Source organism: Sellimonas sp. (assembly GCF_047234585.1).
GTDB classification, from domain to species: Bacteria; Bacillota; Clostridia; order Lachnospirales; family Lachnospiraceae; genus Sellimonas; species Sellimonas caecigallum.
Genome location: NZ_JBKSWG010000041.1, coordinates 1 through 12,924 on the forward strand (window position 1 = coordinate 1; position 12,924 = coordinate 12,924).

Consider the following 12,924-nt stretch of genomic DNA (forward strand, 5'->3'; position numbering starts at 1 on the left):
CAGGCTTTATGCGGCCTTCACGTACTATTTTAATTATGCAACTGTCAAACTCCCGTCATAAAGAACCACTTCGCCAAGCGATGAGAAGGCACTCAGATCAATGTCAGAGCCGATGGTTTTTGCGTCCAGAAAAACAAGTTTCATAAAGATCTCCTTTCTTTCAGAGGTAAGCCCCCTTCTTCAGACTATTATAGCTGTGGACGGAAAAGCTGACAAGAGAAAGGAAAAAAGGGTTGACATTTGTCATGAAATCAAGTTATACTAAATCCCGAAGAAGAGCATTTGCGAATTATATTTATAGTTTGCAGGTGTTTTTTTTTGGAAAAAACGGAAAGAAATACATATAAACCATGGAAGGAGAGAATCGTTTTATGAAAAAATTCGATGCAAAAAAATTTGGCATTGATATCTTGATGGACATTATCGGCGGAATCCTGATCGCTGTCGGGACTTACAACTTTGCAGCTACAGCAAAATTTCCGATGGTAGGATTCAATGGTATTGCCTTGATCTTTTATCATCTGTTCGGTCTGCCGATCGGTACGGTAGCCATGCTTCTGAATATCCCGGTAGCTATTGCATGTTTTAAGATCCTGGGAAAAGACTTCTTCGTCCGTTCCGTGCGAACTATCATCATCACATCTGTGATCATGGACGTTATCGCACCGATGTTTCCGGTCTATTCCGGAGATCGTATGTTGGCAGCCATCTGTACGGGAGTCCTTTCCGGACTTGGGTATGCCTTGATTTATATGAGGAATACTTCCACTGGGGGGTCGGATTTTATCATGCTTTCCATCAAAGCATTGAATCCGCACCTGTCTCTTGGGAAAATTTCTTTTGCCCTGGAAGCCCTCGTTGTTCTGCTCGGTACGGCTCTTGTATCACGGGATATGGACAGTCTGATCTATGGAATGATCATCAGTTTCCTTCTGTCCATGGTAGTAGATAAAGTGATGTACGGAATTGACGCGGGAAAGATGACTCTGATCGTGACCGATTACGCGAAAGAAGTAGCAGAGCGTATCGATCAGGCAGTAGGAAGAGGAAGTACTTTCCTGAAAGCGACAGGAAGTTTCTCACAGGAAGAAAAAGATGTGGTGCTCTGCGCATGCAACAATAAAGAAATGTATGGAATCAGGCAGGCTGTAAAGGAAATCGATCCAAAGGCTTTTATTATCATCGTCGAATCCAATGAAGTACTTGGAGAAGGATTTAAGTCACATTAAAGAAAATAATGAAAAGATTTAAAGCCTCTGGCGGGGAGCAAATGAATGCTTCACTGCCGGAGGCTTTTTATCTGACATTTATTCAGCGTATAATTTTACGATTTCGACAACAATATCAGTTGCGTGATCCATACCTTCTACTGTGATGTGTTCGTATGGACCATGGTATGCATGTCCGCCGGTTCCCAGGTTTGGACAAGGAAGTCCGCGGAAGCTGAGCTGGCATCCGTCTGTACCGCCGCGGATCGGAAGGATCTGAGCAGGTACGTTGGAGATTTCACAGGCTTTCTTGGCATTTTCGATCAAGTGCATGCAGCCTGCGACAATCTCAGACATGTTGCGGTACTGCTGTGTGATCGTCAGTTTGACTGTTCCTTCTCCCCATTTTTCATTGAGATCTTTTTCGATCAGGCGGAGAGTTTTCTGGCGCGCTTCAAAAAGATTGCTGTCGTGATCGCGGACAAAATAATGAAGATCTGCATGAGCTACATCGCCTTTCATACTCATCAGATGATAAAATCCTTCATAGTTTTCAGTTCCGCGAGGTGTTTCGCATCCCGGGAGCATACTGTTGATCTCGCATGCCACAAGGCTTGCGTTGATCATTGTATCTTTACTGGATCCTGGGTGTACTGCAAAACCAGTAATTTCAAAATCTGCTTTGCAGGCATTGAAGTTTTCGTACTGGATCTCTCCTTCGCCATCGCCGTCTAAAGTGTAACCAAAGTCAGCGTCAAACTCTTCGACATTGAAGTGGGAAGCGCCTGTTCCTACTTCTTCGTCCGGTGTGAAGGCAACGCGGATTGGGCCATGTGGAATCTGTTCTTCGTTGATACGTTCGATCATTGTCATGATTTCCGCAATGCCGGCCTTGTCATCCGCTCCGAGGACGGTTGTGCCGTCTGTCGTGATCAAAGTACGGCCTTTCAGGTTCGTAAGATGTGGGAAAGCCTGTACGGAAAGTGTTCTTCCGCTTGTACCAAGCACCACATCCTGTCCATCGTAGTCCGGATGCAGCACGGGAACGATATCATGGTCGCAGTAATCAGAAACAGTGTCCATGTGGGCGATAAAACCGATTTTCGGCTTGTTTTCGAGACCTGGAGTTGCAGGGATTTTCCCGTAAACAAAACTCTTTTCATCCATATGAGCCTCTACCCCAAGATCTTTTAATTCCTGTACAAGGATTTCAGCAAGGTCAAACTGACATTTGGAAGATGGGACTGTTTCGCTTGTCTCATCGCTTGGTGTCCTTACCACCGCATATTTCAGCAATCTTTCATAAGCTTTCATTGGAATACCTCTCCTTTAATTGTTTATTTTGCTACATACCATTATAGCATCTTTTGAGAGATGTACAAGTGAAAAGAGTGAAAGGAAGTTGGAAAATCTTATAGATACAATTCGTTCCGCTTTCTTACAGTGCAAATTTCTTTGACCTTCTCAGACAGTGCAAAAACCATGTTGTGGTCTACTTTTCGAGCGGACTGCGGGCATTTTGCCACACAGCGCATGCAGGAGATGCAGGCGCTGCTGTCTGTTAGATTTGGCTGATCTTGGCTGATTGCGTGAGCTGGGCATATGTTTGCACAATGGCCGCAAAGATTGCAGCTTTCATCTGCTTCCGGGATCAAGTTTGACACTTTGTATTCTTTGTAAGGATGGTTTGCAGGAATCTGTGGAGGAGATGCCAAAGGAGAATCCGTCTGGATTTTTTCCAGAATTCTTCGGGCAAAATGCCGAAGTTCCTCTTCATCCTCCCCGTCCGGTCTGCCGGCGGCATACTGATGCATAATGGAGTGTTCAGCAACGGCAGCGATTGCGGCGATGACATGAAAACCGTTTTTCTCTGCAATATCGTTTAATTCTGTCAATGTATCCTCATAGGCCCGATTTCCGTAGACACATATGAGGATACATTTTGCCTGATTTCCGTCAATCTTTGCAATTCTCTGGAAAGCAAGGGCAGGAACACGTCCGCCAAAAGAAGGAACAGAAAGGACAGCAACATCCTCCTTCCCAAGAGTTGGGAAATCGGGACTGATTTTCTCATCTGTCAGATCCAGTCTTTGTACCGGCATATTCCATTCTCCGGTAATGATATCTGTGACCCGCTGTGTTCCGCCGGTAGGGCTAAAAACAATTTGTACGATACTCATAAGTATTCCTCCTGCTTTTTAATTTACATTTATTATAGGCAGGGTAACATATTGTGTCAATGTGAGAAAAAATAGGGAAAAAATAGGAAAAGTCCTGATATACTAAAGAACAAAAAGACCAAGAGGGGAGAGTGATACCATGGAAAAGATTTTGATTGCGGATGACGAAGAAGGAATCCGTATGCTTCTAAAAGATTATTTTGAGATTCTTGGATATGAGACAGAGACGGCGGCCAATGGAAAAGAGGCCATAGAAAAGGCGTTGATGGGGGTGGATCTGATCCTTCTTGACATCAATTTCCCGGATATAGACGGGATGTCCGTGTGCAGGAAAATCCGGGGAGAAGTTAGCTGTCCAATTTTATTTCTGACGGCAAAAATAGAAGAACAGGATAAGATCAACGGACTGCTTTCCGGAGGGGATGATTATATTACAAAACCATTTTCTATTGAAGAGCTAAGTGCCAGGGTCGCAGCCCACCTGCGAAGGGAAAAAAGAAACGCTTTGTCAGGGCAGGAGTACCACAGCGGGGGGCTGCGCATCCGCTATGACGAGCGGAGTATTTCTTATAATAAAAAAGAGATCCGTCTGACAAAAACTGAGTTTGACATCATGGAGTTTCTATCGATGCACCCGAGACAGGTGTTCAGCAAAGAGCAAATCTATGAGAATGTCTGGGGACTGGAAGGAGCAGGAGACAGCAGTATCGTGATGGAACATATTCGTCGGATGCGCGCAAAGATCGCAAAACAAGCAGACAGGGATTTTATCGAGACGGTATGGGGAGTGGGATATAAATGGATTGGATAGATGAGAAAATTGAGAAGATCCGGGACAAAATCCGAAACCTTCCGATTCGCAAAGCGCTGCCGGCCTATCTGTGTATCTTTGCCCTGGCTGGTTTCCTTTTGACGGTCATCACAGTGGGGATATGCGGGAAATGGCAGGATATTCTGTATGAAAAAAGTTCTGAGATCCAGGTCGTCTACACTGCAAATGGGAAAAGAGTGTTCGGCTATACGCAAGACTTCTTATCCCTTTCCACAAGCAGGAAGGCGGCGGTCATGATCCTCACGGCAGTACAGAACTGGTGTCCATATGTGTATGCGGTTGTCAGCATGTTCATCACAGCAGTTTTGTTTTATCGGAGACGGCTGAAAAAGCCGTTTGATATACTGGAAGAAGGCATGCGAAATATCAAAGAGAAGAATCTGGAATTCAAGATGGAATATAATTCCCGGGATGAAATGGGGAGGTTGTGTGAAGCTTTCGAAGAAATGAGAGGACATCTGGTAGAAAATCAAAAGGAAATGTGGAGACTTGTGGAAGAACAGAAAAAGTTAAATGCGGCATTTGCACATGATCTGCGCACGCCGCTGACGGTCATCCGTGGATATTCCGACTTTCTTGTCAAATATATTCCGCAAAGAAATATCAGTCAGGAAAAGTTAAAAGATACGCTGCGGCTGCTTTCTGCACAGGCGGAACGTCTGGAAAAGTTCAGCCAGACAATGAAGGATGCAAGGAGTGTCGATGATATCCCGTTTCATCCGGAGAAGACAGACTGTGCATATCTGGATAAAAAGATCCGAGGGATGGCAAATGCCCTCAACGAGGCAAAAGAAATCCATCTTGCATACTCTGTCAGAGTGTGTGAAAATACAATGCTTGCAGATGAAAATATTATTTTGGAAGTGCTGGACAACCTTCTCTCCAATGCGATCCGTTATGCCAGGCAGGAGGTGGAAATTGAGACAGAGTGTGATGGAACGATGTTTTACCTTTATGTGACGGATGACGGTCCGGGATTTTCCGATGCAGCTCTTCAAAATGCAGGGAAAGCTTATTTCAGTGAAGGGGAAAACAGGGAACATTTCGGGATTGGTCTTCATATCGCATCTGCTTTATGCAAAAAGCACGGAGGGGAAATAAGTTTTGCAAACCGTATCGGGCAAGAAGGTGCAATTGTAAGTGCTTCCTTTCGTCTGTCATCAGAAAATCTTACACATGTCTAGGGAGAATCTAGAGAATTCTGCGGTAGGATAGAATCATCAATCAGGAAAGGAAGGCAGAAATAGTGAGAGAAAGGAAAGAATCAAACATGGAGATACGGATCCGCGGTCTCAGCAAATACTATGGGAAAAAACAGGCTTTAAAAAATATCAGTCTGACTATACCAAGAGGAATGTTTGGCCTGCTGGGACCAAATGGTGCGGGAAAGACGACGTTGATGAAGGTACTTGCAACACTTTTGAAAAAACAGGAAGGGAGGATCAAAATTTGTGGCATTCCGATTGAAAATGCAGCTGTGGTAAGGACTGTTACGGGTTATCTGCCTCAGGAATTCTCGCTTTATCCTAATATGGGAGTTTATGAAGCTATGGATTATCTCGGTGTGCTTTCCGGGCTTGGGAAAGCAGAACGAAAGAAACGGATCCCAATCCTTCTTCGGAAAGTCAATCTGCAGGACCAGACAAAGACAAAAGTTAAAGCGCTGTCGGGCGGGATGAGAAGGAGACTGGGAATCGCACAGGCTATCCTCCACGACCCGAAAGTATTGATCGTGGATGAACCCACTGCGGGGCTGGATCCGGAAGAGAGAGTCAGATTCCGCAATCTGCTCTGTGAGATTGCAGAAGAGCGTGTGGTAATCTTATCGACGCACATCGTGGGAGATATCGAGGCCACATGCGAGAATGTGGCAGTGCTGGATCACGGAGAGATTCTTTATCACGGTACGGTCACAGAATTGATCCGGATGGCGGACGGAAATGTCTATACAGCAACGGTTAGCAGGAAGGATATGGAAAAAATCAAGAGTACGTATTTGGTAACAAGCATGATGACAATGGGAAACAATGTAACTGTGCGGTTTCTGTCAGAAAGCGTACCAGGTATCAGGGCAAAAAAATGCGAGGCGGGAGTGGAAGACGCATACATGTACCTGATGCATGAAAAGGAGGGGGCTGGCCATGTTCCTGAGTTTGTTTAAAAAAGAATGCACACAGGTTTTTAAAAGTCTTATATACTGGCTTTTTATCACATGTCTGGCTCTGTTTTTCTTTACTCAGATGGGAAAGATAAGTTTTGCATCGAAACCGGTAAAAGGCCAGGAGGGTGGATATGGATGGAAGCAGTCCACAGAAAAAAGTGATATTATGGAGGGAACCCTGGGAATGCTGGCGAGAGACTATGATCAGGACAGCTTCACAACGGCGCCTGTCGGTTTTACAAAACATGTCACGTTAGATGCATCCGAAAAGGAGAAAATCGCCCGCATACTGGAAACATGCACCGGGCTTTCTATATCGGAAATACAGGACAGGTATCAGGAGTACGTGAAAGAAAATACGGTAAAACTTGCAAATGGGGCGAGTATGATGGCGGCAGATAATTTTAAGCTGCCGGCGAAAAAAGGAATGTCTTACAAAGAATTTGAAAAAGAGATGGGAAAAGTCAGCAGGATCCTTGGACCGGGTTCTTCCTACACAAAAGACCGGATTAAGGACAATGGAATGGTAGAGAAGACTTATGAAGATGCGCTGGCAGAATATGAGGATCTGATGGAAAAAGATGGATTTACAGGGGGATATGCCAGAATGTTCTGTGATTATATGGGAATCATACTTGGCATTCTCCCGGTGTTTGTGACTGCCACGAGAGTGCTGCGCGACAAACGTTCTGGAATCCGGGAACTGATCTTTGTCAGGAAGGCGTCTTCTTTTTCCATCGTCTGCAGCAGATATCTGGCATTGTGTGTGACCATGTTCCTTCCAGTTTTGATCCTTTCCTTCTACCCGTTGGCAGAATGTATCGGATATGCAGCAGGAAAAGACTTGGCACTTGATTACACAGCTTTTTTTCAGTACAGCTTCGGCTGGCTTCTTCCGTCCATTTTGATCGTGACAGCGCTGTCTATGCTTATTACAGAATGGACAGAGACAGCAGCGGCAGTGCTTGTTCAGATAGTCTGGTGGTTTTTTTCTATCTTCAGCGGCCAGAATGCGATGCGCGGGGGAGCGTATGGATTCAACCTGATTCCAAGGCACAACACAGAGCTGAATTACACCGGATTCCAGGCAGACTTTTCCACTCTTGTATGGAACCGGCTGTTTTATACGCTGCTTGCTATGGTTCTTATTGTAGCTACAGTGCTGATTTATGAGGCAAAAAGAAAGGGGCGTTTTGGAAATGGAAAGATATCTTGCAATAGGAAAAGAAACCATACGGTATCATTTGATCTGGCAGGTACTCATTAGCATTGGTATTTTGTGTGCAGCGCCGCTTGTTTTGGGTGTCCGTAATCTGAATATACAGGAGACAGCGCGAGTTGTCGAATATTACGCAGTCTTTCCGGGTATCGTCCTTTTAGTTCCAATATTTTTGCCGGAGCAAAACAGAGATATCCGGGATCTGATCCGTTCGAAATATACAGCTGTGGGGGCAATTTATGGGATTCGTCTCGTTCTGTCTATTGTAGTAATGATGGCGGTCTCCGCCCTGTTTCTGTACGCACTTAAGATAGGGGAGTGTGAATTTCCATTTGACACATTTTATCCAGGTCTGCTGGCTGGAATGGTGTTCCTGGGAGGAATTGGTCTTCTGTCCTACGCACTGTGTGACAATGTTGTCGTCGGGTATATGATGCCGCTGTTGTTTTATATCGTATCTATGGCATCGGGAGAAAAATATCTTGGGAAATTTTATCTTTTTTCTATGGGAACAGGAAGCTATGAAGAAAAGTGGTATCTGGCGCTGGCAGGAATGCTGTTTTTGGGCGTCGGGATTGCCGTACGTTCAAGAAAAGAATCATAAAAAAGAAAAACTTGCCTTTTCCGCCCCAAAGCGTTAGCATATGGGAGAGATTACGTTTGGAAAAGGAGAGTACATCATGGAGAAAATAACGATTGGAGCCATGTTTGTGTGCATGATCCTGGCAGCTCTTTGTTTTGCACATGCGTTTGTGTTCGGATTCATGGGAGAAAAGAGTATCTGGCTTGTACCGAGTTATAGAAAGCTGCCGAAAGAGAAAAGAGAGGCCTACAGTGTAGAGAAAATCTGTACAGGAGCCAGAAATACATTGGCTCTTTGGGGACTTTGGTTCATCCTTGGGACAGTGGCATGCTATTTTCTGAACCCGCTTATTGTGCTTGTATTTGTCGGAGGATGGATCGCTATGCTGATCCCAAGGATGAGCTTTCGTGAAAAAAGATACGACAAATTCCGAAAATAGACTTATCGATCCAGCCATGTGAGTTCCAGTTTTTCACTTGCGCTGAGAAGCTGCTTTTTCAGAAGCAGTAAAATGAGAACGATAAGCAGCAAAAAGACAGGGAAAAGCAAGGCGGGAAAATCCAGGTAAACAGTAAAGAAGAGCGATAGCTGCAGAATTCCTGGATGCCGCTCCGAAGATTTCCGGTACACATGACAGAAATATAGGATAAACCTTTCAGAGAGCGGAAGGCCTGTGTCTGAAGAGCACACACAAAGGAAATCCCTGTGTTGACAAGATGATCCATGGTTCCATGCGGGACAGGGATGAAAAGAAGCAAAAGTGTGATCTCCAGAATCAGGATGATATGCCGCCATTTAACAAAACGGTCATCCCCGATGCGGATATGTATCTGTTCAGCCAGAAAAATACCGCATATAAAAGAAAAAATCGGCAGCGGATAATAAAGTGCATTCCGATAATCTTGTTCTGCCAGACGCATGCCCAGCAGAACAAGATTTCCGGTCTGACCGTTGGCAAAGACTTTGCCTCTGCAGAGATAAGTATAGGCGTCCAGAAATCCGCCTGCTATGGTAAGAAGCATCCCGACGATGAGAGTTTCCGAAATCCGAAGCTTCTGTGTCCCGTGCAATCAGTTTGCATATTCGCCGCTCAGAACGGCCTCGTCTAAAATGTGCCCTTTCATCTGGCGATACATTTCATTCATGTAAAAACCATTTTTCAAATCCAACATCGTATCAAGGGCATAGACGTGGATGTCATAAATATGCGGCGCATCAGGCGGAGCCATACCACCATAGTAACTGCAGGATTCGGCAGGGTGCTGTCCGCCCTGCATGCTGAGCCAGGAATTGACACCCTGTACAAAATCGGATGCAGTCTGGCTTTCGTTTTCCAAAATTTCTGTACGACAGATATTTGCCGCAACCCAGTGCACCCATACAAAGCCTCCGCTTACAGGGAACGCATCTTTATCGTCGATTACGAGGGCAAAGCTCTTTGTCCCTTCCGGTGCATCATGAATGGATATCGGGAGAGAATACGTAGGCATTCCAAGCGTATTGAGTTCGCCTCTTTTTCCATATTTGTCCTGAATAATCCCATCAATGATTCCATTGCTTGTAATTTTCATTCTTTCACTCCTTCCAGATCATAGTATCCTAAGTATACCTTAAAAGCAGGAGAAAGTATGTTGCATTTGCAACGCGTCTGATTTTATATTGTTATCAATGTGAAATGATTTTTAGAATAAGAAAGAATCCCCTCTTTTTGCATTTTTGAAAGTTCTCTGGACAGCGCGCAGCGGTCGACAGAGAGATAGTCGGCCATTTCCTGTCGGTTAAACGATACAGTAAATGTGGATGTCCCGGTTTTTCGGTATTCTTCTGTAAGGAAGGCCGAGATTTTTTCACGCAGGCTTCTGTGTGAGAGGATTTCGGCTTTTCGCATATAGGTAAGCTTTTTCTCTGTGATTACAAGAAGCAGATTCAGATACAGTTTTTGAAGCGCGGTATCCGGAGAAAGAGGAAGTTTTAAAAATGCTTTTGTGTCAAGAAAAAGAATCCGGGAATCTTTTGCGGTCTTCAGAGAAAAAAACATCGGATTGCCGGAAATACTGTGGGCTTTCCCAAAACAATCCCATTTTGAAAATTCGGAAATAATATTTTGGTTGTCTTGAGTAGTGATAAGGAAGTAATCGTATCTTGCAGGGCGGCATAGCGTGTGGCTATGCCGTTCTGCCTTTTCTTTGCCGTTCAATCACTTGACTGTCGTTAGGAAGATTTACTTCCCCAATAAAGTTCCAAACAATCTGTACTTTCTGTCGGCGGTGGCCGCTGGACTTGTCCGGCGCATGGACTATGATTTTCTTCACAAACTCATTCACTATCGTAGGGGTTAGTTCTTTCACGCCCACATACTTGCGAATGACGGCGGCAAAGTTGTCAAAGTCTGCCTTGTCCTGCTCGAAGATATGAACAGCGTTTTGCTCTGCATAAACAAACTCCGTCAATTCTTTCTGCTCGGCTTCATACTCCGCAGACAATTTCAAAAACCGTTCGTGGCTGATTGTTCCGTTTACATCATCTTCATAAATCCGCTTGAAAATTCGGTCAAGTTCGGTTATCCGTTTCCTTGCCTGTTCCAATGCTTTCTTGCGCCGCTTCATATCCTTTTCCATTTTCTCAAAACGCTGCTCATACACCATATCGCGAAACGAAGTGATGTCGTCGATAAACATAGCGGTTACATCAAAAATCCGTTTTAGGACAATCCGTTTCAGTGTTTCCTCTCGGATATAATGAGCGGTGCAACTTCCCGTATTGCTCTTGTAACGGGAACAGCGGTAACTGTCTTGTGAGGGCGTCAAACTGCTTGCCGTACAGAAATGTAATTTACTGCCACAGTCAGCGCAGAAAATTAAGTTGGAAAACAGCCCTTGCCGTTCCGCTTGCTTGGCGGGGCGGCGTTTGCTTGCCCTTAATTCCTGTACCCGTTCAAAAAGTTTTTCATCAATGATTGCTTCATGGGTATTGCGGAAAATCCGGCGGTTTTCGGGCGTGTTCTCATACCGCTTTTTCAGTTTGTTTGACTTGGAATAGGTTTTGAAATTGACCGTATGCCCGCAGTATTCAAAACGCGCTAAAATCTTGGAAACAGAGTTTGCGTCCCATAAATACGGATTGTCCGGCAAAGGCTTTCCGGCGCATTTTGCGTAGTAGGATTTTATCGTCAAGATTTTTTCCTTTTGCAGCATTCTTGCAATCTGCATAGGGCCTTTCCCGTCCACACAAAGAGTAAATATCTTCTTGACTACTTCGGCGGCTTCTTCGTCTACAACCCATTGTTTCGGATTGTCCTTGTTCCTCAAATATCCGTAAGGCTGCTTCCCCATGTGTTCTCCGGCGTTTGCCTTTGCGGTAAGTATCGCGCGGATCTTCCGGCTTGTATCGCGTGCATAGAAATCGTTGAACAGGTTGCGGAATGGGGTAAAATCGTTGTCGCCCTTGTCGCTGTCCACACCGTCGTTGATTGCAATATAGCGAATATCACGCTCGGCAAAAAAACTCTCGGTGTAATAGCCTACTTTCAGATAGTCGCGCCCTATGCGGGACATATCCTTGACGATAACCGTTTTGACCTTTCCCGCTTCCGCAAGCCCTATCATCTCATTCCAACCGGGTCTGTCGAATAATGAGGTGTGATAGCGATAGCGGCAAAAAGCTAATAAAATCAATGGTTTTGCGGACAGCGGATAGACAGGGAATGTGTTAAAAACTGAATACGCACACAAGCGGCGTTACCTTAACCCCTTTTGGGGAGAAAGTAACGCCGTTTTTTTATGCCCGCAGGAAAGGAGGTACAGCCGGAATGTATTTCATAAAAGGCAAGCAGCGGGCATTTGAACTGCTCATGCAGCAGAAGCCGGGATTTGACCGCTATCAATCCGGTTGTGCCGGAGATGATGAAGATTGCGGCACTTGCCGTTTCTACCGCCCCGGGTGGAAATATGAGTTTTGCGTTTTCAAAGAGTGTCCCTATTGCCCCGGCAAAAGGACGCGGAAAACGCCCGCCAGCATGGACAAATAGACGGGCAAAAGCCCTTGTGTCATGCGGCTTTGCAGACGCGAAAACGGCAAAGGGCATATTGCAATACCAAAACAGCCGAAAACGGCTTTCTAATTGTCCACGCAGACCAAGAGAGGAAGTGAGGAAAAATGGCAGTTTTCAGAGTGGAGCGAAATACGGGATATACCGTTATGAGCAACCACCACTTGCGAAACAAGGAATTGTCCTTAAAAGCAAAAGGCTTGCTTTCGCAAATGCTGTCCTTGCCGGAGGATTGGGATTATACCCTTGCGGGCTTATCCCATATCAACCGGGAGAAGATCGACGCAATCCGCGAAGCGGTAAAGGAACTCGAAAAAGCCGGATATATCGTGCGCAGCCGGGAGCGCGACGAAAAGGGACGCTTGCGGGGCGCAGATTACGTCATATACGAGCAGCCGCAGCCGCGAGAGCCGGAAGCAGCTACCAGCGGCGGACAGCCGCCTATATTGGATTTACCTACATTGGAAAATCCAACATTGGATAATCCAACGTTGGAAAAACCTACGCAGGAAAAACCTACGTTGGAAAATCCAACGCAATTAAATAAAGATATATCAAGTAAAGAACAATCAATTACTGATTTATCAAGTACCCATTCCATTCCTTTCCATTCCCTAAATCCCTTGCCCTTTGCGCAGGGCGAAGCGGCTACGCCGCCGGAAAGGAAAAGAACGGAAGCGAAAAGCAATAGCG

The 12,924-nt window shown here is 45.3% G+C and carries 15 protein-coding genes and 1 pseudogene; 9 read left to right on the top strand and 7 right to left on the bottom strand.

From position 1 onward, the window contains the following. Positions 1 to 48: 48 nt before the first annotated feature. A pseudogene (locus tag ACLROL_RS11490) lies at positions 49 to 144 on the bottom strand (hydroxyacid dehydrogenase); the annotation flags it as partial. Positions 145 to 371: 227 nt separating this feature from the next. On the opposite strand from ACLROL_RS11490, the gene ACLROL_RS11495 reads away from it, so the two are divergent. After that, the gene (locus ACLROL_RS11495; protein ID WP_087200938.1) at positions 372 to 1,229 is read left to right on the top strand and encodes a YitT family protein; all 858 of its coding nucleotides are present in this window, start codon (positions 372 to 374) and stop codon (positions 1,227 to 1,229) included. Between the two features lie 78 nt (positions 1,230 to 1,307). Here the strand turns inward: ACLROL_RS11495 and pepT are convergent, their stop codons facing one another. Both pepT and ACLROL_RS11505 read right to left on the bottom strand, forming a co-directional pair. After that, positions 1,308 to 2,522 carry a peptidase T gene (gene pepT / locus ACLROL_RS11500; RefSeq protein WP_087211056.1) on the bottom strand — a complete coding sequence of 405 codons (1,215 nt, stop codon included), beginning with the start codon at positions 2,520 to 2,522 and terminating at the stop codon, positions 1,308 to 1,310. Between the two features lie 98 nt (positions 2,523 to 2,620). Continuing rightward, positions 2,621 to 3,388, bottom strand: a complete 768-nt coding sequence (locus ACLROL_RS11505) for a 4Fe-4S binding protein (RefSeq protein ID WP_087211059.1) — start codon at positions 3,386 to 3,388, stop codon at positions 2,621 to 2,623. Positions 3,389 to 3,527: 139 nt separating this feature from the next. On the opposite strand from ACLROL_RS11505, the gene ACLROL_RS11510 reads away from it, so the two are divergent. The 6 genes from ACLROL_RS11510 (at position 3,528) to ACLROL_RS11535 (ending at position 8,622) form a co-directional block, all read left to right on the top strand. Continuing rightward, positions 3,528 to 4,199: a response regulator transcription factor gene (locus tag ACLROL_RS11510; protein WP_087211062.1), complete on the top strand. Its 672-nt coding sequence runs from the start codon at positions 3,528 to 3,530 to the stop codon at positions 4,197 to 4,199. Next, positions 4,187 to 5,404 (top strand): sensor histidine kinase, encoded by a 1,218-nt coding sequence (locus ACLROL_RS11515; RefSeq protein WP_087211064.1) that lies wholly within the window; start codon positions 4,187 to 4,189, stop codon positions 5,402 to 5,404. Before ACLROL_RS11510 ends, ACLROL_RS11515 begins: the two co-directional genes overlap by 13 nt. 86 nt (positions 5,405 to 5,490) lie before the next feature. After that, a complete protein-coding gene (locus ACLROL_RS11520) occupies positions 5,491 to 6,381 on the top strand; it encodes an ABC transporter ATP-binding protein (RefSeq protein WP_087211103.1) in 891 nt (296 codons plus the stop codon). Then, complete coding sequence (locus tag ACLROL_RS11525; protein WP_413067876.1) at positions 6,362 to 7,648, top strand: ABC transporter permease; 1,287 nt, start codon at positions 6,362 to 6,364, stop codon at positions 7,646 to 7,648. The genes ACLROL_RS11520 and ACLROL_RS11525 overlap by 20 nt, the downstream gene beginning before the upstream one ends. After that, positions 7,581 to 8,204: a hypothetical protein gene (locus ACLROL_RS11530; protein ID WP_087211069.1), complete on the top strand. Its 624-nt coding sequence runs from the start codon at positions 7,581 to 7,583 to the stop codon at positions 8,202 to 8,204. Before ACLROL_RS11525 ends, ACLROL_RS11530 begins: the two co-directional genes overlap by 68 nt. Positions 8,205 to 8,280: 76 nt before the next feature. Then, the gene (locus ACLROL_RS11535) at positions 8,281 to 8,622 is read left to right on the top strand and encodes a DUF3784 domain-containing protein (protein WP_158095390.1); all 342 of its coding nucleotides are present in this window, start codon (positions 8,281 to 8,283) and stop codon (positions 8,620 to 8,622) included. 58 nt (positions 8,623 to 8,680) lie between these two features. Here ACLROL_RS11535 and ACLROL_RS11540 read toward each other — a convergent pair whose 3' ends face one another. The 4 genes from ACLROL_RS11540 to ACLROL_RS11555 form a co-directional block, all read right to left on the bottom strand. Continuing rightward, positions 8,681 to 9,253: a YoaK family protein gene (locus ACLROL_RS11540; protein ID WP_413067877.1), complete on the bottom strand. Its 573-nt coding sequence runs from the start codon at positions 9,251 to 9,253 to the stop codon at positions 8,681 to 8,683. After that, positions 9,254 to 9,754, bottom strand: a complete 501-nt coding sequence (locus ACLROL_RS11545) for a YbhB/YbcL family Raf kinase inhibitor-like protein (protein ID WP_087200919.1) — start codon at positions 9,752 to 9,754, stop codon at positions 9,254 to 9,256. Positions 9,755 to 9,837: 83 nt separating this feature from the next. Beyond that, positions 9,838 to 10,380 carry a Crp/Fnr family transcriptional regulator gene (locus ACLROL_RS11550; protein WP_144018244.1) on the bottom strand — a complete coding sequence of 181 codons (543 nt, stop codon included), beginning with the start codon at positions 10,378 to 10,380 and terminating at the stop codon, positions 9,838 to 9,840. Further along, entirely contained in the window at positions 10,349 to 11,914 is a 1,566-nt protein-coding gene (locus ACLROL_RS11555) for a DUF4368 domain-containing protein (protein ID WP_413067878.1), read from the bottom strand. Before ACLROL_RS11555 ends, ACLROL_RS11550 begins: the two co-directional genes overlap by 32 nt. Before the next feature lie 77 nt (positions 11,915 to 11,991). Between ACLROL_RS11555 and ACLROL_RS11560 the strand changes: the two genes are divergently transcribed. Both ACLROL_RS11560 and ACLROL_RS11565 read left to right on the top strand, forming a co-directional pair. Next, complete coding sequence (locus ACLROL_RS11560; RefSeq protein ID WP_058118389.1) at positions 11,992 to 12,210, top strand: hypothetical protein; 219 nt, start codon at positions 11,992 to 11,994, stop codon at positions 12,208 to 12,210. A gap of 128 nt (positions 12,211 to 12,338) precedes the next feature. Continuing rightward, positions 12,339 to 12,924, top strand: a 586-nt coding sequence (locus tag ACLROL_RS11565) for a helix-turn-helix domain-containing protein (protein WP_413067879.1), incomplete at its 3' end; no start/stop codon positions are given.

What these genes read in the sequence shown, in the direction of transcription:
- ACLROL_RS11495 (WP_087200938.1), top strand. Translation starts at nt 372, where the DNA reads ATGAAAAAATTCGATGCAAAAAAATTTGGCATTGATATCTTGATGGAC.
- pepT (WP_087211056.1), bottom strand. Translation starts at nt 2,522, where the DNA reads ATGAAAGCTTATGAAAGATTGCTGAAATATGCGGTGGTAAGGACACCA.
- ACLROL_RS11505 (WP_087211059.1), bottom strand. Translation starts at nt 3,388, where the DNA reads ATGAGTATCGTACAAATTGTTTTTAGCCCTACCGGCGGAACACAGCGG.
- ACLROL_RS11510 (WP_087211062.1), top strand. Translation starts at nt 3,528, where the DNA reads ATGGAAAAGATTTTGATTGCGGATGACGAAGAAGGAATCCGTATGCTT.
- ACLROL_RS11515 (WP_087211064.1), top strand. Translation starts at nt 4,187, where the DNA reads ATGGATTGGATAGATGAGAAAATTGAGAAGATCCGGGACAAAATCCGA.
- ACLROL_RS11520 (WP_087211103.1), top strand. Translation starts at nt 5,491, where the DNA reads ATGGAGATACGGATCCGCGGTCTCAGCAAATACTATGGGAAAAAACAG.
- ACLROL_RS11525 (WP_413067876.1), top strand. Translation starts at nt 6,362, where the DNA reads ATGTTCCTGAGTTTGTTTAAAAAAGAATGCACACAGGTTTTTAAAAGT.
- ACLROL_RS11530 (WP_087211069.1), top strand. Translation starts at nt 7,581, where the DNA reads ATGGAAAGATATCTTGCAATAGGAAAAGAAACCATACGGTATCATTTG.
- ACLROL_RS11535 (WP_158095390.1), top strand. Translation starts at nt 8,281, where the DNA reads ATGGAGAAAATAACGATTGGAGCCATGTTTGTGTGCATGATCCTGGCA.
- ACLROL_RS11545 (WP_087200919.1), bottom strand. Translation starts at nt 9,754, where the DNA reads ATGAAAATTACAAGCAATGGAATCATTGATGGGATTATTCAGGACAAA.
- ACLROL_RS11560 (WP_058118389.1), top strand. Translation starts at nt 11,992, where the DNA reads ATGTATTTCATAAAAGGCAAGCAGCGGGCATTTGAACTGCTCATGCAG.